Consider the following 26,274-nt stretch of genomic DNA (forward strand, 5'->3'; position numbering starts at 1 on the left):
GAACATAGAAAGAGAAAGTAGGTATGCATTGTGCCAAAAAAGAAGAAGAAACAACAACCAAATGAACCATTAAGTGGCTCAAAAAAAGTAAAAAATAAGAATCACAGTCGTCAAAAACAACATACACACCATGACATGTAATCAATAAGATAGCCAAGCATATTTCATCAATATGCTTGGCTATCACTCACTTTTTTTTGATTGTTAAAACAAGGTAATTGAATAGTAAACGTACTACCTTCAAGTTCAGTAGATTCTATACTCAACTTTCCTTGATGATTTTCAATGATCTTATTCGATATCATTAAACCAAGCCCTGTCCCATCTGGTTTGGTAGTAAAAAAAGGCTCGTTAATCTTATGTATAAGGTACTCAGGAATACCTGTGCCTTGGTCTATAATAGAAACATAGCACCAGTCTTCATTTGTAGTAGCATCAATACTTATGTTACCACCATTTGGCATGGCCTCAATAGCATTCTTAACTAAATTAATTAAAACTTGCTTTATTTGGGTTCGATCGCACAAAAGCGATATATTTTTAGGAACCGATGTGGTTATCGTAATATGATACCGTTTAGCTTGTGTATTTAATAAAGTGACAATTTCATTAATCATCTTAGAGAGTTTTTCCAATTCACGTTTGTCGGTTATCGGTTTACCAATAAACAATAGCTCTGAAGAAATCGTGTCAATCTTTTCAATTTCATCAATCATAATTTGGTAGAACTGCTCTTTCTGTTCTACTCCAGCTTGCAGTAATTGAATAAATCCTTTTAAAGATGTTAAAGGGTTTCTAATTTCATGTGCAACACCGGCAGCTAACTGACCGGCGACTGACATTTTTTCTGAACGAATCAATAGTTCTTCTGATTCTTTTTTATCAGTTATATCTTTGACCAATGTAATAAAAACTATATCACTAATCTCACTAACATAAATAGAGGCGATGGCCACATCAACCCAAATAAATTTATCTGTTAGATTGCGAACAGCGACTGAGAAATTTTGAACTTTCTTTGTATTACAAATAAAGTTTTGTTCAATTGTTTCCCTATCTTTTGGTGCAAAATAATCAAGCGCTTTTTCACCTATCAATTCTGATGATGCATAACTTAATACATTTTTAACCGATGGAGTTAGATAGATAATTTCCCCAGAATAGGAACACACGGAAACAAAATCAAAACCTCGACCTGCTATCCAATCTTGAACCTGTTCTGGTAGATACGCTATTTTAAAAGGATTAGGAAGATGATCAATATGAAATGTAGAACGAATAGTACGTTGCTCTTTTTTCTCTCTTTCAACTTCGTCCATTATGATCCCCCACTATCTAATATTTTATAATAGTCCTATCGTTACTTCACAAGTATATCATAATCTATACCAATATATTAGTTGTTTTTTCCTTTTATGACAGAATAAGCACAATTCCTTTATTATTTATTGATTTAATTTTACATTTTGCATCAGCCTGCGATACTTGAAATACATAGCAATCCTCCAAGTAACAATCATGCCTAAAGCTAATAGAAAAAAGATTCCACTTGTTTCTCCTAAAGAAATGTGTGATCCAACAATCCACTTTAAGCCAAGGCGGACAATTAATAATCCAACTAATATAGCAATAAAATACTTGGACGGTTTTAAATATATTTCCTGGTCTATTATTTCTAAATCTGTTGATTTTATTAAAAAAATTGAGAAAAACATTCCAACAAGGATAGCCTCCGCTATTTCAAGTGTAGAAACCCGAAATTGAGGAAAAACAAACATAAAAGCTCCTGTACTCATAAAGACAGGAGGTAATAAAATACGCTTCGTATTCGTTGGACGTTTTGCTACTTTTGCACGAATAATAATCATCGTAGAAGCCATTATTAAACCTATGATCGTAGTAGCAATAACTAAATACATTGTATCGAGTCCCTTCTTGTGATTTACCATTTAGAAATCCCTTGCCCAAATAAATGGCGCAAGGGATTTCAGAATGTTCACATCTTATACCATGAATATAATATTCCAATGATATTATTTCGTTTGATTTTGATTATTCATTGCACGCATCATTTGATTTATTTTCTTCTGTGATGGTTTTTGCCCCATCTGCATCATTAGCGTGCGTAACATTTGTTCATTAATTGGTGGGTTTTTCTTTAAGTAGTTCATCATATATTTTCGCGCGATGAAAAAGCCTAATGCCACACCAGCAAGTAAAGCAACAACAAGTAATATTATCCAAACCACCGTGCTCATTTCTGTCTTTTCCTCCTTCACATTCTCTCTAATACAGTATAGTAGACAATATGTAAGATTACAATAGATGAACTAGGAAAGCAAGGATTCTTTTCGTAGCGGTGATAACCAACCAAAATTATCGCCATTCTTTTCAACGATAAAACAACATTTTCTTATTTGTTTGATCCATTGAAAAAACAAACTGTAAGCTGATTGCAATGAATCAAATTCTACTTCTACCCATCGAGGTCTCATGGTGATAGAATATGGTTCAATCAAATTAAAATTATATGTAGGAAAATCATTTTTAAAACATGTCATTAGATCTTTTTGATTAATGACACGAGTAATATAGAAAAATTGATCACGCAAGTCTTCTCTGTCAGGGTTGGAGAGATAGGAACGAATAAATTGACAAAGCAATCCTGATTTATAAAAATAATTATTTTGTACTTCATCTTCTAAAAAGAACATATAATAAGTTTCCACAAGCTCGTCCTCCACTTTTTTGACATAGTATACCAATTAAACGTTGCATATGCTGTCAAACAGAGAAATAAAAAAACTGTTATTTTGTCAGAGGGACACTAATTATGATAAATGTTTATGTAAAAAAGAAGCCTCACACATGTGAGACTTCTTATAATTTATTTTTTCATCATGTTTTCGAATTTTTCTACTACATTTTCTACAGTGAATCCATACTCTTCCATAACTTTATTTCCATTTGCGGAAGCGCCAAATTGATCAATTGCTAGGATATCTCCTTCAACTCCAACATAACGTTCCCATCCAAATGGAGACGCCATTTCAATTGCTAAACGTTTTGTTACAGCAGGTGGAATCACTTGATTTTGATAAGCTTGATCTTGTGCTTTAAAACGATCCCAAGATGGCATGCTTACAACACTCACATCATAGCCTTTCTCTTTCAATTCAGCTTGAGCTTTCACTGCTAACTGTACTTCTGAACCTGTCGCTAAAAGTAAGGCGTCTGGTGTTTCTTTTGATGAAGGACTAACAACATAGGCGCCTTTTTTCACACCTTCGTACGCTTTATCTTTCGTACCTGGTAGCGTTGGTAAGTTTTGTCTACTTAATACCAGCATGGTAGGAAGTTTTTCAGACTCTAACGCTAAACGCCAAGCAGCTTGTACTTCATTGCCATCAGCAGGACGAATAAGTGACAAGTTTGGCATTGCACGGAACGCAGCAAGTTGCTCAACCGGTTCGTGTGTAGGACCATCTTCGCCAACTGCAATAGAATCATGTGTTAATACATATGTTACCGGTAGTTCTTGAATAGCTGATAAACGTACAGCAGGACGAAGGTAATCACTAAATACAAAGAATGTACCTCCAAATACTTTTAAACCGCCGTGTAATGCCATACCGTTTAACGCAGCAGCCATTGCAAATTCACGAACTCCAAACCAAACGTTTCGCCCAGTGTAATCTTTTTTAGAGAAGTCATTTTCATCATTAATGGTTGTTTTATTAGAACCTGCTAGGTCTGCACTACCACCGAAGAAGTATGGTACAGCTTTTGCAACACCGTTTAATACTTTACCGGAAGAAGCACGAGTAGCCACAGCATCTTCACCCGCTTCAAAAACAGGAAGTTCTTTTTCCCAACCTTCAGGTAATTCACCTTTCATTGCCAAGCTAAGTTCTTTACCTAATTCTGGATAAGTTTCTTTGTAGCTAGCAAATAGGTTGTTCCATTCTTCTTCTGCTTTTTGGCCTTGTTCAACGATTTTCGTTTCAAAATCTTTATATACTTCATCTGGAACATGAAAATTCTCATGGTCCCAGCCATAAAATTCTTTTGTTAGCTTAATCTCATCATCACCTAATGGTGCACCATGTGCTGCTGAAGAAGCTGATTTGTTTGGTGAACCATATCCAATAATTGTTTTTACTTCAATTAAAGTTGGTTGTTCTGTATTAGCTGTAGCTTCTTTAATAGCATTTCGAAGCGCTTCCACGTCGTTACCGTCTTCGACTCGAATAACTTGCCAACCATATGCTTTAAAACGCTCTTCAACATTTTCAGAAAATGCTTGATTCAGTTCACCATCTAATGAAATATCATTGGAATCATATAAAGCAACCAGTTTTCCTAAACCTAAGTGACCAGCTAGTGAAGCAGATTCATGGGAAACACCTTCCATTAAATCCCCATCACTTACTAAAGCAAAGGTATTATGATCAACAACTTTGTAGTTATCTCGATTATATTTTGCAGCTAAATGTTGTTCAGCCATTGCCATACCAACTGACATTGCAATACCTTGTCCTAATGGTCCAGTTGTTGCTTCTACTCCGTCTGTATGTGTAACCTCAGGGTGTCCTGGTGTTTTAGAGCCCCATTGACGAAATCCTTTTAAATCATCAATCGTTACTTGATAACCTGATAGATGAAGTAAAGAATACAATAACATTGAGCCATGACCTGCTGATAAAACAAAACGATCACGGTTAAACCAGTCGGAATTTTTGGGGTTATGACTCATAAAATCAGTCCAAAGCGTGTATGCCATTGGAGCTGCCCCCATTGGTAATCCAGGGTGTCCAGAGCTTGCATTTTCAATTGCATCAATGGATAATGTTCTAATTGTATTAATCGATAATTGTTCCATATTAGTTGCCATAGTAATACTCCTTTCAATTTTAACAATATGTACGTACAATTTATATCCTATAATGAAATGTGATATTATACAAGTATTATTATTCGCAAAACATTAATTATTCTGGTCTTCTTTTTGCAAATCTTTTACTTTTTGTGGGGTAACATCCTCACCATTAGGATCAACGATTTTCATACCTTTAAATTGATTCTTAAATGATTTACGTACATTCTTCAAATAAGCTTGTCTTAATTCTTGTTGCTCCTCTTTTTCTTTTGCTGTTAATCCTTCTGCTTTTGATTTCTTCGCTAACTCGTTAATACGATTCAATTTATCCTTAGATAACATCAAGCTACTCCTTTTAATCTAATATAACAAAAATAAAAACCAAGGTTTATCAAAATTTGACCTTGGTTTCATTCTATATGAAATGATCCTTCTTTTTCAAGCGATAGGTATTCTTGATACCTCCGATGCACGGTAGCTTTTGAAACATTATACCCCAATCCGCGTAGTGTAGAAGCAATCTCTGTGAATGTTAGTTTATTATCACGCAATCGTTTTACTTCTTCGATGGGAAATTTAATACGTTCTCGCCCAGCAGCATGGTGACGATTAGTTAAATTTTTCTCAGGATTATAACCATTATCCATCGCTCGTTTCATTCCTCGTTTTATTTTTATATTATGGATTTTACGTTGATACTCCTCTACGATGCCAACAATCTGAAGTACCATATTATCGGCTTCAGATAATTGAAGTTCACCTTGGTTCGAAAGAGCATAAACTTTAATACCTAGCTTCGTAAACTGATGAAAAAGTGCGATTTTAGTATTTCCTCGTCCTAATCTTGTTTCATCTTGAATAAGTAAGCAATCAACTTCTCCTGTCGTGCATTGTTCTAATACATGCAGCATACCTTCTCGATCAATATCATAACCACTTTCTCTTTCTAGAACGACATCTACAACCTCAAAACCTTCATTCTCTGCTAATTGTAATAGCTCTTGTTTTTGTCTCGATAAAGAAGAAGCCTGTTCTTCTTTATCCGTACTTACTCTACAATAAATAATTGCCTTCATATGTAAAACCCTCTAATCTATTAATCAACCTGTCACTAAACCTATATACATAAATACTAACGTAAGTATAAATAAAACGAAATAGAAAGCATCTGCTTTAGATATTTTACTAAACACCTTTTATCCCTCCTATCTAATAAAGAACTTATGTTCGCCTCTGATTTCTATTGTATACGAACAAAGGTTCTTGTCAACTATTTTTTCGAACTTATGTTTGTCTTTTTATACATGAGATGGTATACTAACTTTAATAAAATATGTACGGAGTTGATCGTTTATGACAAAAATATCGAAGCGGCAGCAAGCAATACTGGATTACATAAAAGAACAAGTTCTAGCAAAAGGTTATCCACCTTCTGTTAGAGAAATAGGGGAAGCTGTTGGTTTAGCTTCAAGCTCGACTGTACATGGTCACCTTTCCCGTTTAGAGAAAAAAGGATATATTCGTAGAGACCCAACAAAACCTAGAGCAATTGAAGTACTTGAACTCGAAGACGAGCAACCGAGCATTGCCGCTGGGGAAGCAACGTTTGCACCAGTCATCGGAAAAGTTACAGCAGGGATACCTATTACAGCAGTTGAGAATATTGAAGAGTATGTTCCATTACCGATGTCGCTAACACATGGCGATGCCACAGATCAATCCATTTTTGTTTTGATTATTGAAGGAGAAAGTATGATTGAAGCAGGTATTTTAGATGGGGATATGGTTATTGTGAAACAACAACAGACAGCGCAAAATGGGGAAATTGTTGTAGCGATGACCGATGAAGAAGAAGCAACAGTAAAACGTTTCTTTAAAGAGCGAGACCATATTCGTTTACAACCAGAGAATGCTACGATGGAACCTCTAATCTATAAGAATGTATCTATTCTAGGGAAAGTTATCGGACTTTATCGTCACATACACTAAAGAAAAAGCTTTACTCACTAATAAGAGTAAAGCTTTTTTATGCGCATTATTCTTCAAAAACAGTAATAAAGCAATCAAAACCTATATTTTGTAATTCTTTTAATCTATCTTCAGCATTACTTTTGTTTTGAAATGACCCAACAATTACGCGATAATAGGTTGTCTCTTCTTCATGATACGGCGACAAAAAGCTTTGAAATCCTTTTTTGTTTAAGACATATTTACGTTCTTTGGCATTTTTTAGTTTACGAAAAGAACCACATACGACTCGATAAAAAGCACCTTCCTCTGGTTTTGGTGCATCTGATGATTCCGCCTCATTCAGATTAATAGCTTCGGCAATTCCATTTGCATGGGCAATGGCAACTTTTTTTATCCATTGCTTTGTTTTCATTTGCTCAGCCTCTTCTTCATTATCAATAAACCCATTCTCCGTCAAAGCAGCAGGCATGGTAGATTCACGCAACATATGAAAATTAGCCTCTTTTTCTCCTCTATCTCTCCAGTTCATTTCATCAATAATTGCTCGATGGATCACACTTCGGATTTTTTCTGTTCTTGATTTGCCATTAAAATTCCCGCGCCAAATGTAACTTTCAAAGCCTTCACCACCACCAGCATTGATATGAATAGATAGTAAATAATCTGCGTTCCATTGGTTCGCTGCACTTGTCCGTTGATTTAAACTAACTGTTCTATCTTTTGTCCTAGATAAACGAACATTTACATCTTTATAATTTGATTCTAATATTTGTTGTAATTCACGTGCGATAGCAAGTGTTAAATCTTTTTCTTGTAATCCATTACCAATAGTTCCTGGATCATTGCCACCATGTCCTGGATCAAGGAAGATTTTAACCATAATACAACCTCCTTCTACTACTTATATATGTTGAAGGTTATCAATTCCTGTGGGTTGTTACCTACTTTTCAAAAATTGATGTATTAGTCTACTTGCTAATAAACAAATTACATGTTCTACTATCTAAAAAACATGTTCTAATCCTTGTAGCCATTTTAATAAATCTTAGTATGTTGTGGTTAATTTTATGGTCGGTTCAGTATCAGTTTCCATATTACTATTTAACAGACCGCTATGAATTTTTATGTAAAGATCAAACAATGAATTGGAAACACATTGTTCTTCATTGTGAAAATATAAGTAAACATAACATCTAGTTTATACGTAGACATGGAATTCTTGCTTCTTTCATATTTAATTGAGCAATTTGTTCTTTTAATACATAAATATCCTGTTTTGTCCAAACTAAATTGGATTGTATTTCGAAAAACCAAAAGAAATCGTTAATTGTAAATATATTCCATTTTCTCTTTGTGGAGCAACTTCAAAAGGAATGCTACCTTACTATCTTCAAAACGATCATCTCGTAGATATATCTTGTTCAACTATCTATGTTACCTCAGTTTTTTTAATAGGACTTTATATTTTCTATGACTTAACTGTGGTACCTTGATGAAACTGCATTTTCCATGTTTGATTTTGATATTTCCAAATGGAGCTGCGTAACGAATACTGTTTCGTTTCATGATTGTAAATTCGATAGGTAGTTAATATTATTTCTTCAGATAAGGGATGTATTTCAAACTCACTTAAGGTCATCTTTACTACATCGATTCCGGTATCAGTTATTTCTTGGTTTCTATATAAAAACTTACCTGAACTACCAATCTCAAAGAAATTTTTGGCCAGCAATTTTTCCAGTGTTTCTTTAGATGAACGTGTTTCTGGTTTTAATAGTGTAGTTTCTAAATCGCATAGGTGTTCTTTAAGCTTGATTAAATCATCCATAATTTATACTCCTTCATCAGCAATTTAATTTACTTGGCTATACTAAAAGTATTTCATTACAACTGCTCGTTGCATTAGTGTATGGATTTGTATGATTATAAACTATAACAGTTTACTATATTTTAACACCTGTTTCTTTATTATAAGGTGCTTCGAATTTTTATCCTACATTAATAGCACCAATATTAGCCATTAAAATATTTAATCCTAATGGAGTTGACTTGATCCCTAATATCTAACTAATGATTAGACTAATATTGCTAGCCAGCTTATCTTTTCTTTTCATAATTAATAACATCAGCCTTAGAATAATAGACTGACATTTTTTTATAATGTGCATTACTATTATCACATGAGTTAGTGGGATAGCATTTAGTAGCTTCTACAACTTGATTTGTGAGGACTAAAGTTATTGATATCACAGTAAATGTTACAATAAATAATTTAATCATTTTCGTTTTCACTTATTGCTTTCTCTTTTTTTACTTTGATAATAAATCTGTAGAAAATAATAAACACCAAAAATAAATTGTTTATTTTCTAAATCTAAGGTAATATCCCAACCAAGATCGGTTGCCAGAGATATATCTTGCATTTCTTCTGAATTATTTTTATTCAGATATTGTAAAGATTCTTAGTTATCAATTTCACTTAACAGTGTTAAATCTTGTGAAAGGATACGGATTGGCATTAATTGATTTTGAGCCATGTTATTGCTTCATAAAAAAAGAACCCTACTCAAATTCTGTTGAATAAGGCTCTCCTATGATTTCTTTGTATTCTAATTTTGTGATTTTATTGTATCTAACATAAATAGCGACTTGTTCTTTGTTCGCCCATTCTTTATCGAATTACATCTTGCTCACAATCCTCCTTGCATTAAACGTAAGTCTTAGTCAACTACTTGGCTACCTAACTGCCTATTTTCAGCTTCTAATTCCAAGATACGGATATCTTTTTCCGCAAATTCCGTTTCTAGCGTTTTAGCTACACTATCATTTTTATAACCTACACCTTTTTCATCAAACTGTTTTTGTGTAATAACAGCTTTAGCTATAAGCTCTTGAAGTAGTGCATCCATTACATTCCACCTGCTTTTAATCGCTTTTGACACCACTAGATTAGTATGATATTTCGTATTGTTGCGGTAGGACAAGGCTCTGTTAACTGGCCTAAGTAGTACCCACTTAACATGAAATTCGTTCAAGAAAGATTAGGACATGGAAATTATCAAATAACCGCAGATGTTTACTCTCACATTTCTAAAAGACTTGATCAAAAATCAATTGAAAATATGAAGCGTACCTTGGTCAAATCGCTTCTTCAAAGAGTGATTAATTTTTGTGGCTGTTTCGTGGGTGACATAAATATTACTATTTCATTCAACCAAAACAAAAACCCTCAATACCGTAGTATCAAGGGCTTTATGTCTATTAATATGCTTTAAGGTATTGTTCACGTTCCCATGGGTGAACTTGTGTACGGAACATATCCCATTCGATTTCTTTAGATTCAACGAAGTGTTCAAATAAGTGCTCACCTAGTGCGCCTACCATTACTTCGTCTTCTTTCAGTTTTTGTACTGCATCATAAAGTGTTGCTGGTAGATCTTTAACGCCATTTGCTTCTCTTTCTTCTTTATCCATTACATAGATATTTCTATCAATAGATTCTGGCGCTTCAAGATTGTTTTCTACACCGTCTAGACCTGCAGCTAGCAAGACAGAAAGTGCTAAGTACGGGTTGGCAGCTGGATCAACACTACGCACTTCGATACGAGTGCTTAACCCTCTTGAAGATGGAACACGGATTAATGGACTTCTGTTAAGACCAGACCATGCTACATAGCAAGGTGCTTCGTAACCTGGAACTAAACGTTTATAAGAGTTTACTGTTGGGTTTGTAACCGCAGTAAAGTTTAATGCGTGTTTAATAATTCCTGCGATGAATTGATAAGCTGTTTTGCTTAGCTCAAGCGGACCAGATTCATCTAAGAATGCATTTTTACCATCTTTAAATAATGACATATTACAGTGCATACCTGAACCATTTACACCGAATAACGGTTTTGGCATGAATGTTGCATGCAAACCATGTTTACGAGCAATTGTTTTAACAACTAATTTAAATGTTTGAATATCATCTGCGTGTTTCACCGCATCTGCATATTTAAAATCAATTTCATGTTGTCCTGGAGCAACCTCGTGGTGAGATGCCTCCATTTCAAATCCCATTTCTTCTAATTCTAATACAATATCACGACGACAGTTTTCACCTAAATCAGTAGGTGCTAGATCAAAGTAACCACCATGATCATTCAATTCTAATGTTGGTTCAAAATTTTCATCTAATTTAAATAAAAAGAATTCAGGCTCGGTACCAATATTAAATTTAGAAAAACCAAGTTCTTCCATCTTTTTAAGATTACGTTTCAAATTATAGCGAGGGCAACCTTCAAAAGGAGTGCCATCTGGATTGTAAATATCGCAAATAAACCTTGCAACTTTACCCTTTTCAGATGTCCATGGGAATACAACAAATGTATCTAGGTCTGGATATAGTTTCATATCTGATTCTTCAATACGAACAAAACCTTCAATTGATGAACCATCAAATACCATTTCATTGTCCAGTGCTTTGTCTAATTGACTTAGAGGAATCTCAACGTTTTTGATTGTACCAAGTAAGTCGGTAAATTGTAGACGAATAAATCGAACGTTTTCTTCCTCAATGCTTTTTTTGACTTCTTCCTTCGTAAATTTTGCCATGTTTTCCTCTCCTTTAATCAATCTTTTTAATGGAAGAATCTCGATAATTCTCCCTGTCTTAACGAGGTCTTACCAAACCGGCCTGATTCTAATAGTTCTTTCTGAAGAATCTTACGCAATTCTTTCTCTGATAATTCAGGTGGTTTTTCAGATTCGTTCATCTCTTTCGTCGTAGGTAAGTCTTTGATTTGTAAAACTTGCTTAATACCAGCTAAGTTTATCCCTTTTTCGATTAATTCCTTTATTTCTAACAAACGATCAACATCGTTAAAAGAAAATAATCGTTGATTACCATCTGTACGAGAAGGATGAATTAATTGATGTTCTTCGTAATAACGAATTTGTCTGGCAGTTAAATCCGTTAATGATTTAACAATACCAATGGAAAATAAGGGCATCGAACGTCTATCTAAATCGCTCATAATATCCACCCCTTCCTATCTTGCATTTCCATAGTTTCATTATACATTTGGAAAATTAATTGTCAATACGTGTGAGCTTTCTTTACATTAAAAAATTCAAAAAATTTATATTATTCATCATTTTCAATTCAATACACTTTTATTTTCCGTCATTTCGTAGAAGAATGTTCATTTGTTGGTACATATCCTTTTTCTTTAAAAAGATTAATTGCTTCAATAATGGCAAGTTTCACATGCGCATAGATTAACCCACCTTGGACAAATACCGTATAAGGTTCTCGAATAGGACCATCAGCTGTTAATTCTAAGCTAGCTCCTTGAATAAACGTGCCTGCAGCCATGATCACATCGCTCTCGTAGCCGGGCATACTTGCGGGATATGGTGTTACATGTGAATTGATTGGTGATGCATATTGAATCGATTGACAAAATGCAATCATTTGGTCTTTGGTTTCAAAAGTAACAGACTGAATCAAGTCAGTGCGTGGTTCATCAAAGAATGGTGATGTTTTAAATCCATAATCCGCCAATAAATTTGAAGAAAAAACCGCACCTTGTAGTGCTTCACTAACGGTGTGTGGTGCTAAAAACAAACCTTGATACATTTCTTGGAGCATACCGATACTTGCCCCTGTTTCTTTTCCTAACCCCGGAGCCGTTAACCGATTAGCGGCTAAGGCTACTAAATCTTTCTTCCCAACTATGTATCCTCCTGTACGAACAATCCCGCCACCAGGATTCTTAATTAATGAACCAGCAATAAGGTCTGCCCCAACATGCGTGGGCTCTTTTTGTTCCACAAATTCACCATAGCAGTTGTCAACAAACACAATAACATCTGATTTCAGTTCTTTTATTTTTCGAATCATATCTGCAATCTCGTCTACAGAGAACGATGGACGATTGGCATAGCCTTTCGAACGTTGAATTGCAACAACTTTCGTTTGTTGGCTAATACTTAATTCAATCTGTTCCCAGTTAACTTGCCCCTCAGTTGTTAAAGGGATGGCTTGATAATTAATGCCAAATTCAAGTAAGGAACCATTATTATTGCCTCGAATACCGATGACTTCTTCTAACGTATCATATGGTGCCCCTGTAATGTACATTAATTCATCCGCCGGTCTAAGGATGCCAAATAAAGCAGTGGTAATGGCATGTGTTCCTGATATCAATTGCGGCCGAACGAGTGCATCTTCTGCGCCAAAAACATCTGCATACACAGCTTCTAATCCATCTCTGCCATAATCATCATACCCATATCCCGTTGTAGGGTTAAAGTGGCTATCACTTATTTGATTATTTCGAAACGCCTGCAGTACACGCTTTTGATTATACTCAGCAGTTCGTTGAATCTTTTTTCGTTGCTCTTCTATTTCATTTTCAACTTGTTCAATTTGTTGTTCTATCATCTTATGTTTAGTTACTCCTTTGATCATATAATAACGGGTGTGCAGGGGGAATATACCCTTCTAGCACATAATGTTCTTTGTCCGGGTCAAAGTTTTGCTCAACAATCATCGTTTGCTGCCGGAACTGTTGTAATAACTTTCCTTCTGCCGCAGGTATTAATTTATGGAAAAATTCCCATTGTTCGGTAAATAATTGTTCCGTTTGTTTTAATAACCGGTTTCGATCATTCTCGTTAAAAGCGCTAATAAAAATAGACGGGTGCGCTTCAGGTATAAATGTCTCCACTAATGTATCCATTTTATTATAAATCGTTAATGTAGGAATTTGATCAGCACCTAATTCATTGAGCAACGTCAACACGGTTTCTTGCTGTTTCTCTTTATCAGGATGCGTACTATCAACAACATGATAAATAAAGTCTGCTTCCTTCACTTCCTCCAAAGTTGAACGGAAAGCTGCAATTAACGCTGTCGGTAGGTCTTGCATAAAACCTACTGTATCCGTGATAATTGCCTGAAAACCAGAGGGAAACTTTATTTGCCGTGACATTGGATCAAGTGTAGCGAATAGTTGATCTTCTTCTATTGATTCACTTCGAGTGAGACGATTAAACAATGTTGATTTACCAGCATTCGTATAACCGACAATGGCAATTTGTGTTACATTATTTCGTTTTCTTCGTTGTCGATATTGCCCGCGTTGACGAACTACTGCCGCAAGTCGACGTTTTATCTCATCAATACGGCGATTAATGTGTCTTCGATCAGTTTCTAGTTTTGTTTCACCAGGTCCCCTTGTACCAATTCCGCCACCTAGACGAGACAATTGTTGACCTTGACCGTGCAAACGAGGAAGCATGTACTCATATTGTGCCAATTCTACTTGTAATTTTCCTTCTTTGGTGTGTGCGCGTTGGGCAAATATATCCAATATTAATTGACTACGATCAATGATTCGAACTTCTAACTCGTGGTGAAGATTTCTCATTTGCGTTGCCGTTAACTCATGATTGGCAACTACTAAATCAATGTCCATTTCGTCTATTAGTTCGCGCAATTCATCTAATTTACCTTTTCCCATATATAACGCAGGGTATGGATGATCCCGCTTTTGAACAACGGTTTCGATAACATTTCCTTTTGCTGTCTCCGTTAATGAAGTGAGTTCATCCACAGAATAGTTAAGTCGCAGATCATCCATTGTTTCACTCTGTACCGCAATGATTAGTACATTCTCTTCTGTCATAATCAAACTTCTACTCCTTTTCTGAACATGTACTTTATTTATTCTACCACAATATCTTTAGCGGTTAACAACATTAAATCATTTGTAGAATAGCGTTGTTTTTGTAAAAGCCGAACCGCTTGGTATCGTATTGCTTTTTCAACCATATTCCTAACCAACCGAGCATTGGCAAAGTGTTGCGAAGATTTATGCTGTTGCATTTTAATAAGATATGATTTTAATTTCCAAATAGCTTCACTGGATAACTGATAGTCTCTCTCCTTGACCATATGCATAGCTATTTCTATTAGTTGATCAATTGTGTAATTATCAAAATGCATAATAAAAGGAAACCTTGACTGCAATCCAGGATTCATCGATAAGAAATAATCCATCTCGTCTGGATAGCCAGCTAAAATCAAAATAAATTGGTCATGATAATCTTCCATTTGTTTGACTAATGTATCAATGGCTTCTTTACCGAAATCCTTTTCCCCGCCTCGAGCTAACGCATACGCTTCGTCAATAAATAGTATGCCACCTAACGCCTTTTCTACCAGTCCTCTTGTTTTTTTTGCTGTATGTCCAATGTACTCTCCAACCAGATCTGCTCGATCCGCTTCAATAAAATGCCCTTTTGATAACACATTCAAATCATAAAAAATCTGAGCCAATTTCCGCGCAACTGTCGTTTTGCCCGTACCCGGATTGCCTTTAAAAAGCATATGCCAAACTTGTTGATCTGTTTTCAGAGCAACCTTTTCACGTTCTCGATTAATTAGGACGTTAGCATACATTTCTTTGACATTTTCTTTTAATTTATCCATCCCAATAATATCTTGAAAGGCATCTTCTACTATTCGAAATGGTGAATTTTCGATGGATGATGTCTTTTTACTATCATTCTTCTGGTCATTCAAGATAATATTAATTTGATTTTGTTTTTGAAAAGATATTTGTGATTCCACATCCTCACCCCTTCCCTTACCATTGCCATTATACGTCGTCTACAAAAAATGTGTGACAAACGCCTATTTTTCCTGTATTAAAAAAAGCAATTCATCGAGAAAATACTGATGAATTGCTTTTTTCATGATAAATAAACAATAAAATTATTCTTTATCAAGACTTACATTTTTTGTTGGAGCAAAAGTAGAGATGGCATGTTTGAATAACAATTGTTGTTTCCCATCTGTATCCAAAAGCACCGTGAAGTTATCGAAAGCTTTTACTGTTCCACGTAATTGAAAACCATTTGTAAGAAAGACGGTAACCTGGATATGATCTTTACGAAGTTGATTTAAAAATTGATCTTGAATATTAACTGATTGAGACATGAATTTTCCTCCTCTATATCTATCTCTATTACTCATATTTATTCTACTTGTTATCGATCATTCCTGCTAAATCTTTTAAAATGATGGAAAACTTTTTATCTTTCTCTTCCGGACTAACCGTATACCAATGAACATGCATTTTATTTTTGAACCATGTATATTGGCGCTTAGCATACCTTCTTGAATTACGTTTTAATGTATCTATGGCTTCCTCTAGTGACATTTCGCCTTTAAGGTATGGAAGAAACTCTTTATAACCAATCGCTTGCATTGCTTGTGATTTTTCAAGTCCTTTGTGATAAAGACCATTAACTTCATCAAGTAATCCATCTTTCAACATTTGCTCGACTCGAAGGTTAATTCGATTATACAATAATTCGCGATCCATTTCCAATCCAATAAAAATAGGCTGATAGGGCGAATTCCTTGATTGATCGGCATGATGTTCCGTCATTGTTTTCCCTGTACGCGCATATACTTCTAGCGCGCGAATTACTCTTCTCACATTATTTGGATGTGTTTTCTCTGCTTGCGCAGGGTCTATTTGTGCCAATCTTTGATAGAGATAATCAGCCCCTTTTTGCTCAATCAATTGTTCGATTTGTTTTTGATAAGTATCGTCTCTTTTATTATCGGAAAATTGATAATTATATAAAGCAGCTTGTATGTATAGACCTGTACCGCCAGCAATAATCGGTAATTTATTTCTTGAACGAATAGCTGAAATGTTTTTTCGTACTAGATCTTGAAAATCAGCTACAGAAAAAGGTTCTTGTGGTGAAACGATATCTAACATATGATGCGGAATTCCTTGTTGTTCTTTTTCCGTTATTTTTGCAGTACCAATATCCATTCCTTGATAGATTTGCATCGAATCACCACTAATAATTTCTCCATCAAAATGCTTCGCTATCTCTACACTCAAACTTGTTTTACCCACAGCAGTCGGTCCAACTACCGCTATAACTGTATCTTTCATAAAAATATCTCCTTAAAAACAGTAACTCTTTCTTCTGATTTTCATTATACAGAATTAAGCATGAAAAAAAAGTGTTAAACCACAATTGTCATTTAACACTTCGAGAAAGCTAGTGATGATAGGTTTGATACGTTTGCAGCATCCACTTTCTTTTATTGTATTTCGTTCGGAGTTGATAGAATAGATGTACCACTGACTTCTCTTGTTCGGATGGCACAAAGGATGTTATCTGTTTATCCAACATTTGCAAGTCGGCAATTAATTGATCGATTATCTCGGTTTCTGTGTCATCCGCTTGTGCCTCTTTCAATGTCGCATGCTCAAGAAAGGTCTCCATTGTTGCAAAAGGTTGACCATCAATTGTTAAAATAAAAACACCTATTTCATCAATATCCTGCGCAACCTCTTTACAGAAATCATAAAAAAAATCTGTTAGAGTGAAAAAATTTGTCCCTTTAATATACCAACGATAACGATGTAATTTTGTGTGGAGAACAAATAGATCTGCCAATAATTGATTTAAATGTCTAATTGCGTGTTCATAATCGCGCATCATTGTACACCTACCTTTTTGTTTATTCATTAACAAAAAAGGTAATTGCTATACCAGTTAAATGATAAGCCTTTAAAAGTTGACGCGTATCTCCGTTATCTCTACTTTTTTAGTTTTATCATTTATTCACATAACACGTTTAAATAATTTCTCAAGCTCATAACCAGAAAAATGGATAATAATTGGTCGCCCGTGCGGACACGTAAATGGATCTGTTGATTTCCGCAAATCTTCGAGTAATCGAAACATATCATCTTTGTTTAAATAATGATTCGCTTTGATTGATCGTTTACAAGACATCAGAATTGCTGCATCTTCGCGTAATTTGGCAATATCTATTTTTTCTTCTTCTGTCACTTGTTCGACCATTTCACGAATAATTTCTTCTTCAAATCCTTTAGGAAACCATTGCGGATGCGAACGAACAATATAGGTTTGTTGACCAAAATGTTCAAAAAACAAACCAACTTTTTCTAATTCCGTTTGGTACTGTTCAATAAGCAACGCTTCTTGTTTCGAGAAATCAAAAGTCATTGGTAACAGCAACTCTTGTCGTTCATTGGGAACTTCACCAATAACGTCGCGGAAGTATTCATATTTTATCCGTTCTTGAGCCGCATGTTGATCAACCATATACAGGCCGTTTTCATTTTCCGCTAAAATATAGGTTCCATGATGTTGCCCAATCGGATACATCGCTGGAACTCGATCTTGTGATTGAACTTCATCGTTTGAATTTTCGTTAGTGTCTAATGACAATTCTTCTTCATTCATCCCATATTGATCACCTTGAGAACCTATTTGTTCTCTCGGAACATCATAAGATTGAATCGATTCTAACGCTTGATTTTGAGCTGCTGCAAAATTGCTGTGACCCGTTGATGTCCAATCCGTTGTTGAAGTGGGTAAAACTTGTTCTGTTTCCGTTCGATTAAACTCAAAATCAAAGTGATGTTGTGTTGATTTTGGTTGTTCTTTCTTTTCTTTTTTGGTCACGTCTGGTATGAGTGTCTGCTTTCGAAATGCAAGGCGAATTGTTTCTTCAACAGCTTGATACAATTCTTTATCCTTACTAAAACGCACTTCTAACTTAGCAGGATGGACATTGACATCGACTAAAATTGGATCCATTTCAATTTGTAAGACTACTAACGGATACCTTCCGATTGGAAGTAATGTATGATATCCATTAGTTATTGCCTTATTTAAGGGTACATTGCGAATATAACGACCATTAATAATTGTTGAGATATAATTTCTTGATGCACGGGTAACTTCTGGTTTAGCAATATAACCAGATATAGAGAAATCAAGCGTCTCATAGGAAACTGGGATCATTTTTTTCGCAACATTAACCCCATAAATTTCGGCAATAATTTGGATTAGGTCACCACGGCCATTCGTTTTAAAGATCTGTTTTCCGTTATGTTGTAGTTCAAATCGAACATTAGGATAGGATAGTGCCATGTGATTGATTACATCGGTCACATGGCCTAATTCGGTATGGATCGTTTTCATATATTTTAATCTGGCAGGTGTATTAAAAAATAAAGCATCAACCGTGATTTCAGTTCCTTTTCTAGCATCCCCTTTATCACGGTCAATGACGTGACCCCCCTCAATCTTGAGAATGGTACCAGCGTTTTCGCCTGTCGAGGTTTTAACCGTCAATTGGCTAACGGCTGCAATAGATGCTAACGCTTCTCCTCGAAAGCCCAGCGTACGCACATGAAATAGATCATTTTCATTGTGAATCTTACTCGTCGCATGTCTGGCAAATGCGACTTCAGCATCTTCTTCTTCCATGCCCATGCCATTATCCGTCACTTTAATACGATGTAACCCGGCTTCTTCAATATCTACTTTAATTTCGGTACTTTTAGCATCAACGCTATTTTCTACTAATTCTTTGACAACGGAAGCCGGTCGTTCTACTACCTCACCAGCGGCAATTTTATTAGCTAATTGATCTGGCATTGGTAATATATGCATGCTTATCCCTCCTCATTTGCCTGCTTTTGTAACCGATATAATTCATTCATTGCCTGTAGTGGTGTCATATCCATAATATTTAATTGCTTTAACGATTTCGTTAATTTGGTTTGTCCTGTTACTGGCTGTTTCTGCTTCTCTTTTGGCTTTTGTTCTTCTGAAACAAAGAAGCTTAATTGCTGTTGGTCATCTGCAGCAGGTGGTTGATTAGTAGATTCAATCGTTTGCGTTTTTTCTAAGTCTTGTAGTATCACTTGCGCTCTTTCAATTAATGCATCAGGTAATGCTGCCAATTTGGCAACATGAATCCCATAGCTTTGATCAGCGGCACCATCTTGAATCTGGTGGAGAAAAACCACTTTTCCATTATACTCTTCCGCTCTTACATGCACATTTTTCAAATGATCAAGTGCTTCGTCTAGTGCTGTTAATTCATGGTAATGGGTCGAAAATAACGTTTTTGCACCGACATGATGATGTACATATTCGACAATAGCTTGAGCTAACGCCATCCCATCATACGTGCTAGTACCTCGTCCAATTTCATCTAATAAAATTAAACTGTCTTTTGTTGCATTCGTAATTGCATGTTTGGCTTCTAACATTTCTACCATGAAGGTACTTTGACCTGCTACTAAATCATCCGATGCGCCAATTCGAGTGAAAATTTGATCAAAAACGGGTAGGTTTGCTTGCTCACACGGTACGAAACATCCGATTTGCGCCATAATTGCAATAAGTGCAAGTTGACGCATGTAGGTGCTTTTACCAGACATATTCGGACCAGTAATTAATAAGATATTGGTGTTATTATTCATAGATACATGGTTAGGTACATAAGCATTATCTTTCATCACTTTTTCTACAACAGGGTGTCTTCCATTAGTGATTGCTATTTCTCTCGTTTGATTAAACACAGGACGGGTGTAATTTGCGGATTCACTTATTGTAGCAAAGCCTTGCAATACATCAATCTCACTAACTTGATTGGCTAGTACTTGTAATTGCGGAATAAATGCTTTGACATTTTCGCGTAATTCAAGGAATAAATCGTATTCTAAATCAACACTTTTTTCTTCAGCTTCTAAAATTAAAGATTCTTTTTCTTTTAATTCTGGTGTAATAAAACGCTCTGCGTTCGTAAGTGTTTGTTTTCGCTCATATTTCCCTTCAGGTAATAAGTGTAGATTTGCTCTGGTTACCTCGATGTAGTAACCAAATACACGATTATAGCCAATTTTCAATGATTTAATGTTAGTTGCTTGCTTTTCTTGTTGTTCTAGCTCCGCAATCCACTGTTTACCATTTTTCGATGCATCTCGATACTGATCTAACTGTGGATGAAAACCATCTTTGATCATTCCACCTTCTTTAATGGTCACCGGTGGATCTTCATTAATTGCTTGGTCTAAAAGAGAATATAATGCTTCTTGATGGTTAATTACTTCACCTAACTGTTGTACTTCTTTCGTTGAAAATGATTGTAGTATTTGTTTTAGTTCTGGTATCTTACCTATTGAATGTTTTAACTGTAATAAGTCGCGTGCATTAACATTACCAAATGCTACTCTCCCAGCTAAACGCTCTAAATCATAAATTGATTGTAATGCTTCGCGTAATTCTTCTCGTTCCATAAACTGTGCCATCAAGCCATCTACTAGCTGATAGCGCCAATTTATTTCAGATTGATTCAATAACGGGCGTTCCAACCATTTTTTTAGTTTCCGTGCACCCATAGCTGTTACCGTTTTATCTAATACCCATAAAAGACTGCCTTGTTTTCCTTTGCGCATGATCGTTTCTGTAAGTTCTAAGTTACGTTTAGAATACATGTCCAATTTCATAAATTGTTTTAATTCAATCTCTTTGACAGGTTGTAAATGATCTAACGAACGTTGTTGTGTTGCTTCAATATAAGTCAACAAGCGACCAAACGCTTGTCTCATGTCATCATCGGACAATGCCTCAACTAATGGCATGAAATCATTGGCAATATCTGTTCGCTCTTGATAAGATAATGTTACTTGTAATCTTTCCGTTAAAAGTTCTTGATAATATGAGTCTAGGGATTGTGAGATAACAATTTCCTTAATCGGTTGATTAAACAACTCACTAATCACTTGATCCCAGCCAGCTTCAATTCGCGCAATTCTGTTTTCACCAGTTGAAAGATCATTATAGACGATGATGAAGGTTTGCTCGTCCACTTGCGTAATACTAGCTAAGTAATTGTTCTCTTTCTCATCCAACATGTTCCCTTCCATTACCGTTCCAGGTGTAATCAATTGGACGACTTCTCGTTTTACTACGCCTTTAGCCGATTTCGGGTCCTCTACTTGCTCGCAAATAGCTACCTTATACCCTTTTTCCACTAAGTTTTTTATATAATTAGATGACGAATGAAAAGGAATCCCACACATTGGAATTCGTTCATCTCCTCCACCATCTCGACTCGTTAATGTTATTTCTAATTCTTTTGATGCTTTTAAGGCATCATCAAAAAACATTTCATAAAAATCACCTAATCGAAAAAATAGAAAGCTATCTTTATAGTCTGCTTTTATCTTTAAATACTGTTCGATCATTGGCGTATAATTTGCCATTTGTCTTCCCCCAACGCATAAAATATCATTCTTTTATTATAGCACATTCTCTATTTTTTGTTGCAGCGTGATGTTTATCGTTTATGGTTTATGGTTGAATTATGTAAAAAAAAGAGCGCGAGAGAACTCACACTCTTTTGACTAATCCTTTTTGGACATGAATTCAGTGTCTACACTATCAAATTCATCGTCTGATAATTCTAGATCCCAATTGTCATCATCGATTACCAAACCGTTTGGATCAACTTTAACGGTGACTTTGGTATCGCCGATCACCTCCACTAGAAATTCTCGCTCCACTTCTACGACAATTTTTTGGTCATGTTGAGCAATGTTGCATTCGAGACAATTTGGTTGTTGCAATACTTTAGCATACACTTTTTCTTCATCCCCTAAAGTATGCTTATCTTTAACTGCTAGCTTAATTAGATCTTGATAGGAAACACGTTCCGTTACTACTTCAGTTTTCGTGTTATCGTTATACGAATACCAAACATTCACATCATAACTACCGTTTACTTCTACCAGTTCATCTTCTTTGCGTTTGGCATGGTATAAATGGTTGATGATCCAACACCCTAATATGCTTGATGGCTTATGGGTTGGTGAGACTGTATTCGTATCTTGAATGAATTTTCGCCCTTTTCCAATGACTGCTTTTGTAATAATTTCTCGATATTCTTGATCAAGAAAAGACATAGAACTAAAACCTCCTCTTTATTCATAGTCAGTTTATGCAGGCTATCCACCTAGAGTGCTTAAAAAAAGTAGGTGAATAACATGTCATAGGTTTCTAGTTCATCGTATGCATATGCCTAGAAAAGGTGATACACCAATCATTGTTCATACATATAATTTTCAGACAAGGAACATCTTTAATGCCAAAAAAACACGTTTACTTAGAATAATCCTGGTAAACGTGTTTATAATATTAGTTTTCGTTTAATATATTTTCCATATTACCTTCAACTTGTTTCGTAATGGTTTGAGATATCCGTTGTAACAGATCGTTCATTACCATTTGTGATTCTTTAAATTCTTCTACAATAGGGATTGCATCGATTTCTGCTTGTAAATCATCTATTTGAGCATCCACTTTTTTCAATGCTTCTGTTTTACCATAAGCTTGAAAATTAACTGCCTGCTTTTGTAATGCCTTCATATTATTAATCAGTTTCTTGATTTTTTCATTTTGATTTAAACGATTCTCAACTTGTTTAAAACGTGCAACCTCTTCAATTTGCACCATTCGATCTGCAAGCTTTTCTGCTTCTGCTAAAATAACTTCTTTTGAGTAAGTTTCCATTTATAACACCTCTGCTGTCTCTTTAGCAAGTTCTCCATCTAATGACCATGTTTTTGCTTTCGTTATTTTAACATCAACTAGTTTTCCAATAAGTGATTTGGACGCTCTAAAGTTAACCAATTTATTTCTTTCGGTATAACCAGACAATACGTCCGGATCTTTCTTGCTTTCTCCCTCAACAAGCACTTTGACAATTTCGCCTTCATATTGTTGCATTGCTTGTTTTGCTTGCTCGTTAACTAACGCATTTAAACGTTGTAATCGTTCTTTTTTCACTTCCATCGGAATGTTATCTTCCCAACGAGCAGCTGGTGTGCCCTCTCTTGGAGAATAGATAAATGTATAGGCACTTTCAAACCCTACTTCACGCACAAGCGACATGGTTTCTTCAAACTGTTCATCTGTTTCATTTGGGAAACCTACGATAATATCTGTTGTCAGTGTAGCATTTGGCATTGCTTCACGAATTTTACGTACTAATTCTAGATAACTTTCTCTAGTATAACGACGTGCCATTACACGAAGGATGTCCGAGCTTCCTGATTGAACAGGCAAATGAATATGATCTAAAAGGTTTCCGCCTTTCGCTAACACTTCAATTAAGCGATCATCAAAATCACGCGGATGGGATGTAGTAAATCGAATTCGTGGGATGTCGATTTTACGTAACTCATCCATTAGGTCGCCAAGTCCATATTCAAATTCTAGGTCTTTACCGTATGCATTTACGTTTTGACCAAGTAAAGTAACTTCTTGGTAGCCTTGTGCTGCTAAATGACGAACTTCTTGAATAACATCTTCCGGTAAACGACTACGTTCTTTACCTCGTGTATACGGTACAATACAGTACGTACAGAATTTATCACAACCATACATGATGTTAACCCAACCTTTAATACGTCCTTTACGAACTTTTGGTAGGTTTTCAATAATGTCGCCTTCTTTTGACCATACTTCAACAACCATTTCTTTACTAAACATCGCTTCTTTTAACAAGCTTGGTAAACGGTGAATATTATGCGTACCAAAGATCATATCAATAAATGGGTGTTTTTTGAGAATACGATTAACGACCGCTTCTTCTTGAGACATACAACCACATACACCAATGATTAGATCTGGATTTTCTAATTTTAATGGTTTTAAGTGACCAATTTCACCAAACACTTTATTTTCTGCATTTTCACGGATAGCACATGTATTTAATAAAATAACATCTGCCTGATTTACATCATCGGTCGTTTGATAACCCATATCAGTTAATAAGCCAGCCATTACTTCCGTATCATGTTCATTCATTTGACAGCCATAGGTACGAATTAAAAATTTCTTTCCTTCACCAATCGTTTGCATTTCTTCCGAAATAGAAAAATCATAATGGATATCTACATCTTTTTTTAATCGTTTTTTAGCTTTTTTTAAGTTAGGGGGTTCATAGGTTGTTTGAAAATACTTTCCTATCAATTCATCAGAGCCCATTTGTTTTAAGCGTTCTAAATTTGATTCGGAGTCGTTTTTTACGTCCGAGGGATTGGATTGTTTAATTTGACTAGCTTCTTTTCGTTGCTGTTCATTCATTTTCAGAGAACTCCTTTCTTTTTTCAGCGATCAGTAGTCCTTTATGTACTACTTCAATTCTACTATTATAGCAAGGATTTAGTTTAAAAACAAAGTCTCTTTGTAATTTATTACCTGTTTTTCGGAAATTTATTAATAAAATTTTGGTGACTAATGTTGTTCCATTGTTGTGGTGTTAACTTTTGTTGTAACAAACTGGTTAACGTGTGATAACCTGTTACATTTTCCAACCCATTAATATATTTGTCAATCCCATCAAAGTCCGAACCAAATCCTAAACAGTTTGCTGCACCAAGACTGATGTAACTTAACACGTGATCGATGGTATCGTGATAGGTGACCACTTCTGCATTTTTCGTGAAATAAGGGACAAACGTTACGCCAATCCAACCATCTTTATCAATAAGTGCTTGAATTTGTTTGTTATCTAGATTACGACGATGATTACACAATGATCTCACATTTGAATGAGATGCCATAACAAATTCAGCTTGCCCCATCACATCAAAAAACCCTTGATAAGAAAGATGTGACACATCTGTCCAAATTTGTTCTTGGTTTAATAGCGCAATGACTTCTTCTCCAAAACTACTGATCCCTGCGCCTCTTTTCTCACCTACACCATCTGCTACTGCATTGGCTTGATTCCACGTTAGTCCAACCGCTCGAACACCCAATTGAATTAATGTTTTTAACTTGTTAATATCGTTGCCGATCACATGACAACCTTCTAATGTGAGTATTGCACCACGTTCATGTTCTTTTAACGCAAGTAGATCTTGTTTGTTCTTGATAAATTTAATATCGTTATAAGGTTCAATTATTTTTTCAAAAAAAAGAGTAACCATTTCTAAGGCTGCTTGAAATTGGCTTTCTTGTGGTACGTTTGGTGGAACAAAAATAGCAAAACATTGTACTTTGACTGGGCTTCGTCGCCATTTTTGCTCATTTATTTGTAGGTTCTCGCTAGTCGCAAAATCTAACTTGTCGTCCCAAAGTTTTAATAAAACATCACAGTGCGCATCAATAATCATCACTTATCTCCCTTTGCATTAATCATTTGAAGAGAATCACGGTAGAGCTAGATTCATAACTTTACTATGTAAAAAAACCTGTTTGCTAGGTAAGCAAACAGGAACTACTATGTGGTTATCTTGGTTCTACAATTAACTTTATGGCCGTACGTTCTTCATTATCAATCATGATATCTGTAAAAGCGGGAATACAAATTAAGTCAACGCCACTCGGTGCTACAAACCCTCTAGCAATAGCTACTGACTTAACGGCCTGGTTTAATGCACCAGCACCTATAGCCTGAATTTCTGCTGAACCACGTTCTCTTAGAACATTTGCAAGTGCTCCTGCTACTGAATTTGGATTTGATTTTGCTGAAACTTTTAATACATCCACGTTTGCTACCT

Annotated in this window: 27 protein-coding genes and 1 pseudogene; 2 read left to right on the forward strand and 26 right to left on the reverse strand. The window is 35.4% G+C overall.

Annotation, left to right across the window (positions count from 1 at the left end; translation table 11 throughout):
- Nucleotides 1-30: 30 nt before the first annotated feature.
- Nucleotides 31-141, forward strand: a complete 111-nt coding sequence (locus DES48_RS02190; RefSeq protein ID WP_079709546.1) for a small acid-soluble spore protein P — start codon at nt 31-33, stop codon at nt 139-141.
- 26 nt (nt 142-167) lie between these two features.
- Here the strand turns inward: DES48_RS02190 and DES48_RS02195 are convergent, their stop codons facing one another.
- The 7 genes from DES48_RS02195 to DES48_RS02225 form a co-directional block, all read right to left on the reverse strand.
- The gene (locus tag DES48_RS02195) at nt 168-1,319 is read right to left on the reverse strand and encodes an ATP-binding protein (protein ID WP_113866492.1); all 1,152 of its coding nucleotides are present in this window, start codon (nt 1,317-1,319) and stop codon (nt 168-170) included.
- Nucleotides 1,320-1,445: 126 nt separating this feature from the next.
- Nucleotides 1,446-1,949: a CcdC family protein gene (locus tag DES48_RS02200; RefSeq protein ID WP_342769920.1), complete on the reverse strand. Its 504-nt coding sequence runs from the start codon at nt 1,947-1,949 to the stop codon at nt 1,446-1,448.
- A gap of 84 nt (nt 1,950-2,033) precedes the next feature.
- The gene (locus DES48_RS02205; protein ID WP_079709543.1) at nt 2,034-2,258 is read right to left on the reverse strand and encodes a YneF family protein; all 225 of its coding nucleotides are present in this window, start codon (nt 2,256-2,258) and stop codon (nt 2,034-2,036) included.
- A 72-nt stretch (nt 2,259-2,330) separates the two neighbouring features.
- Entirely contained in the window at nt 2,331-2,729 is a 399-nt protein-coding gene (gene sirA / locus DES48_RS02210) for a sporulation inhibitor of replication protein SirA (RefSeq protein ID WP_113866497.1), read from the reverse strand.
- A gap of 158 nt (nt 2,730-2,887) precedes the next feature.
- Entirely contained in the window at nt 2,888-4,894 is a 2,007-nt protein-coding gene (gene tkt / locus DES48_RS02215; protein ID WP_113866499.1) for a transketolase, read from the reverse strand.
- A gap of 93 nt (nt 4,895-4,987) precedes the next feature.
- Nucleotides 4,988-5,221 (reverse strand): DUF896 domain-containing protein, encoded by a 234-nt coding sequence (locus tag DES48_RS02220; protein WP_079709540.1) that lies wholly within the window; start codon nt 5,219-5,221, stop codon nt 4,988-4,990.
- A 68-nt stretch (nt 5,222-5,289) separates the two neighbouring features.
- A complete protein-coding gene (locus tag DES48_RS02225; RefSeq protein ID WP_113866501.1) occupies nt 5,290-5,955 on the reverse strand; it encodes a YneB family resolvase-like protein in 666 nt (221 codons plus the stop codon).
- A 277-nt stretch (nt 5,956-6,232) separates the two neighbouring features.
- Between DES48_RS02225 and lexA the strand changes: the two genes are divergently transcribed.
- Nucleotides 6,233-6,868, forward strand: coding sequence for a transcriptional repressor LexA (gene lexA / locus DES48_RS02230; protein WP_079709538.1), 636 nt, complete (start codon nt 6,233-6,235; stop codon nt 6,866-6,868).
- Between the two features lie 46 nt (nt 6,869-6,914).
- Here the strand turns inward: lexA and DES48_RS02235 are convergent, their stop codons facing one another.
- The 19 genes and pseudogenes from DES48_RS02235 to DES48_RS02335 all read right to left on the reverse strand — a co-directional run bounded on the left by DES48_RS02235 (nt 6,915) and on the right by DES48_RS02335 (nt 26,263).
- Nucleotides 6,915-7,730: an N-acetylmuramoyl-L-alanine amidase gene (locus tag DES48_RS02235; protein WP_113866503.1), complete on the reverse strand. Its 816-nt coding sequence runs from the start codon at nt 7,728-7,730 to the stop codon at nt 6,915-6,917.
- Nucleotides 7,731-8,318: 588 nt separating this feature from the next.
- The gene (locus DES48_RS02240) at nt 8,319-8,678 is read right to left on the reverse strand and encodes a nuclear transport factor 2 family protein (protein ID WP_113866505.1); all 360 of its coding nucleotides are present in this window, start codon (nt 8,676-8,678) and stop codon (nt 8,319-8,321) included.
- Between the two features lie 734 nt (nt 8,679-9,412).
- Nucleotides 9,413-9,517, reverse strand: a pseudogene (locus DES48_RS16560) (XkdX family protein); the annotation flags it as partial.
- A 53-nt stretch (nt 9,518-9,570) separates the two neighbouring features.
- Nucleotides 9,571-9,759 carry a hypothetical protein gene (locus tag DES48_RS02255; RefSeq protein ID WP_113866509.1) on the reverse strand — a complete coding sequence of 63 codons (189 nt, stop codon included), beginning with the start codon at nt 9,757-9,759 and terminating at the stop codon, nt 9,571-9,573.
- A gap of 352 nt (nt 9,760-10,111) precedes the next feature.
- On the reverse strand, nt 10,112-11,446 hold the full coding sequence (glnA, locus tag DES48_RS02265) for a type I glutamate--ammonia ligase (protein ID WP_079709531.1): 1,335 nt from the start codon (nt 11,444-11,446) through the stop codon (nt 10,112-10,114).
- Nucleotides 11,447-11,472: 26 nt separating this feature from the next.
- A complete protein-coding gene (locus tag DES48_RS02270; RefSeq protein WP_079709530.1) occupies nt 11,473-11,868 on the reverse strand; it encodes a MerR family transcriptional regulator in 396 nt (131 codons plus the stop codon).
- A 149-nt stretch (nt 11,869-12,017) separates the two neighbouring features.
- Nucleotides 12,018-13,280: a methionine gamma-lyase family protein gene (locus DES48_RS02275; protein WP_245911259.1), complete on the reverse strand. Its 1,263-nt coding sequence runs from the start codon at nt 13,278-13,280 to the stop codon at nt 12,018-12,020.
- A 7-nt stretch (nt 13,281-13,287) separates the two neighbouring features.
- Nucleotides 13,288-14,526 (reverse strand): GTPase HflX, encoded by a 1,239-nt coding sequence (gene hflX / locus DES48_RS02280; RefSeq protein WP_113866823.1) that lies wholly within the window; start codon nt 14,524-14,526, stop codon nt 13,288-13,290.
- Nucleotides 14,527-14,564: 38 nt separating this feature from the next.
- Complete coding sequence (locus tag DES48_RS02285) at nt 14,565-15,473, reverse strand: AAA family ATPase (RefSeq protein WP_113866513.1); 909 nt, start codon at nt 15,471-15,473, stop codon at nt 14,565-14,567.
- Between the two features lie 144 nt (nt 15,474-15,617).
- Nucleotides 15,618-15,842 carry an RNA chaperone Hfq gene (gene hfq, locus DES48_RS02290; protein ID WP_079709527.1) on the reverse strand — a complete coding sequence of 75 codons (225 nt, stop codon included), beginning with the start codon at nt 15,840-15,842 and terminating at the stop codon, nt 15,618-15,620.
- A gap of 43 nt (nt 15,843-15,885) precedes the next feature.
- Nucleotides 15,886-16,821 (reverse strand): tRNA (adenosine(37)-N6)-dimethylallyltransferase MiaA, encoded by a 936-nt coding sequence (gene miaA / locus DES48_RS02295; protein WP_113866515.1) that lies wholly within the window; start codon nt 16,819-16,821, stop codon nt 15,886-15,888.
- Between the two features lie 109 nt (nt 16,822-16,930).
- Nucleotides 16,931-17,377, reverse strand: coding sequence for a ferritin-like domain-containing protein (locus tag DES48_RS02300; protein ID WP_170126149.1), 447 nt, complete (start codon nt 17,375-17,377; stop codon nt 16,931-16,933).
- 123 nt (nt 17,378-17,500) lie between these two features.
- Nucleotides 17,501-19,366, reverse strand: a complete 1,866-nt coding sequence (gene mutL, locus DES48_RS02305) for a DNA mismatch repair endonuclease MutL (RefSeq protein ID WP_113866519.1) — start codon at nt 19,364-19,366, stop codon at nt 17,501-17,503.
- 2 nt (nt 19,367-19,368) lie between these two features.
- On the reverse strand, nt 19,369-21,969 hold the full coding sequence (gene mutS, locus DES48_RS02310; protein WP_113866521.1) for a DNA mismatch repair protein MutS: 2,601 nt from the start codon (nt 21,967-21,969) through the stop codon (nt 19,369-19,371).
- Nucleotides 21,970-22,110: 141 nt separating this feature from the next.
- Nucleotides 22,111-22,668, reverse strand: a complete 558-nt coding sequence (gene cotE / locus DES48_RS02315) for an outer spore coat protein CotE (RefSeq protein ID WP_079709522.1) — start codon at nt 22,666-22,668, stop codon at nt 22,111-22,113.
- Between the two features lie 232 nt (nt 22,669-22,900).
- Entirely contained in the window at nt 22,901-23,275 is a 375-nt protein-coding gene (locus DES48_RS02320) for a YlbF/YmcA family competence regulator (protein ID WP_113866523.1), read from the reverse strand.
- The gene (gene miaB / locus DES48_RS02325) at nt 23,276-24,853 is read right to left on the reverse strand and encodes a tRNA (N6-isopentenyl adenosine(37)-C2)-methylthiotransferase MiaB (protein ID WP_113866525.1); all 1,578 of its coding nucleotides are present in this window, start codon (nt 24,851-24,853) and stop codon (nt 23,276-23,278) included.
- Between the two features lie 110 nt (nt 24,854-24,963).
- Entirely contained in the window at nt 24,964-25,887 is a 924-nt protein-coding gene (locus DES48_RS02330; protein WP_113866527.1) for a dipeptidase, read from the reverse strand.
- A gap of 115 nt (nt 25,888-26,002) precedes the next feature.
- Nucleotides 26,003-26,263 carry a stage V sporulation protein S gene (locus tag DES48_RS02335; protein ID WP_079709518.1) on the reverse strand — a complete coding sequence of 87 codons (261 nt, stop codon included), beginning with the start codon at nt 26,261-26,263 and terminating at the stop codon, nt 26,003-26,005.
- Nucleotides 26,264-26,274 lie beyond the last annotated feature (11 nt).

It is taken from the genome of Paraliobacillus ryukyuensis (assembly GCF_003315295.1).
GTDB lineage: Bacteria > Bacillota > Bacilli > Bacillales > Amphibacillaceae > Paraliobacillus > Paraliobacillus ryukyuensis.

What these genes read in the sequence shown, in the direction of transcription:
- DES48_RS02270 (WP_079709530.1), bottom strand. Translation starts at nt 11,868, where the DNA reads ATGAGCGATTTAGATAGACGTTCGATGCCCTTATTTTCCATTGGTATT.
- DES48_RS02235 (WP_113866503.1), bottom strand. Translation starts at nt 7,730, where the DNA reads ATGGTTAAAATCTTCCTTGATCCAGGACATGGTGGCAATGATCCAGGA.
- DES48_RS02225 (WP_113866501.1), bottom strand. Translation starts at nt 5,955, where the DNA reads ATGAAGGCAATTATTTATTGTAGAGTAAGTACGGATAAAGAAGAACAG.
- DES48_RS02330 (WP_113866527.1), bottom strand. Translation starts at nt 25,887, where the DNA reads ATGATTATTGATGCGCACTGTGATGTTTTATTAAAACTTTGGGACGAC.
- DES48_RS02220 (WP_079709540.1), bottom strand. Translation starts at nt 5,221, where the DNA reads ATGTTATCTAAGGATAAATTGAATCGTATTAACGAGTTAGCGAAGAAA.
- DES48_RS02200 (WP_342769920.1), bottom strand. Translation starts at nt 1,949, where the DNA reads ATGGTAAATCACAAGAAGGGACTCGATACAATGTATTTAGTTATTGCT.
- DES48_RS02300 (WP_170126149.1), bottom strand. Translation starts at nt 17,377, where the DNA reads ATGATGCGCGATTATGAACACGCAATTAGACATTTAAATCAATTATTG.
- tkt (WP_113866499.1), bottom strand. Translation starts at nt 4,894, where the DNA reads ATGGCAACTAATATGGAACAATTATCGATTAATACAATTAGAACATTA.
- DES48_RS02240 (WP_113866505.1), bottom strand. Translation starts at nt 8,678, where the DNA reads ATGGATGATTTAATCAAGCTTAAAGAACACCTATGCGATTTAGAAACT.
- cotE (WP_079709522.1), bottom strand. Translation starts at nt 22,668, where the DNA reads ATGTCTTTTCTTGATCAAGAATATCGAGAAATTATTACAAAAGCAGTC.
- miaB (WP_113866525.1), bottom strand. Translation starts at nt 24,853, where the DNA reads ATGAATGAACAGCAACGAAAAGAAGCTAGTCAAATTAAACAATCCAAT.
- glnA (WP_079709531.1), bottom strand. Translation starts at nt 11,446, where the DNA reads ATGGCAAAATTTACGAAGGAAGAAGTCAAAAAAAGCATTGAGGAAGAA.
- mutL (WP_113866519.1), bottom strand. Translation starts at nt 19,366, where the DNA reads ATGCATATATTACCAATGCCAGATCAATTAGCTAATAAAATTGCCGCT.
- miaA (WP_113866515.1), bottom strand. Translation starts at nt 16,821, where the DNA reads ATGAAAGATACAGTTATAGCGGTAGTTGGACCGACTGCTGTGGGTAAA.
- hfq (WP_079709527.1), bottom strand. Translation starts at nt 15,842, where the DNA reads ATGTCTCAATCAGTTAATATTCAAGATCAATTTTTAAATCAACTTCGT.
- DES48_RS02275 (WP_245911259.1), bottom strand. Translation starts at nt 13,280, where the DNA reads ATGATAGAACAACAAATTGAACAAGTTGAAAATGAAATAGAAGAGCAA.
- DES48_RS02255 (WP_113866509.1), bottom strand. Translation starts at nt 9,759, where the DNA reads ATGGATGCACTACTTCAAGAGCTTATAGCTAAAGCTGTTATTACACAA.
- lexA (WP_079709538.1), top strand. Translation starts at nt 6,233, where the DNA reads ATGACAAAAATATCGAAGCGGCAGCAAGCAATACTGGATTACATAAAA.
- DES48_RS02320 (WP_113866523.1), bottom strand. Translation starts at nt 23,275, where the DNA reads ATGGAAACTTACTCAAAAGAAGTTATTTTAGCAGAAGCAGAAAAGCTT.
- hflX (WP_113866823.1), bottom strand. Translation starts at nt 14,526, where the DNA reads ATGACAGAAGAGAATGTACTAATCATTGCGGTACAGAGTGAAACAATG.
- DES48_RS02195 (WP_113866492.1), bottom strand. Translation starts at nt 1,319, where the DNA reads ATGGACGAAGTTGAAAGAGAGAAAAAAGAGCAACGTACTATTCGTTCT.
- mutS (WP_113866521.1), bottom strand. Translation starts at nt 21,969, where the DNA reads ATGGCAAATTATACGCCAATGATCGAACAGTATTTAAAGATAAAAGCA.
- DES48_RS02205 (WP_079709543.1), bottom strand. Translation starts at nt 2,258, where the DNA reads ATGAGCACGGTGGTTTGGATAATATTACTTGTTGTTGCTTTACTTGCT.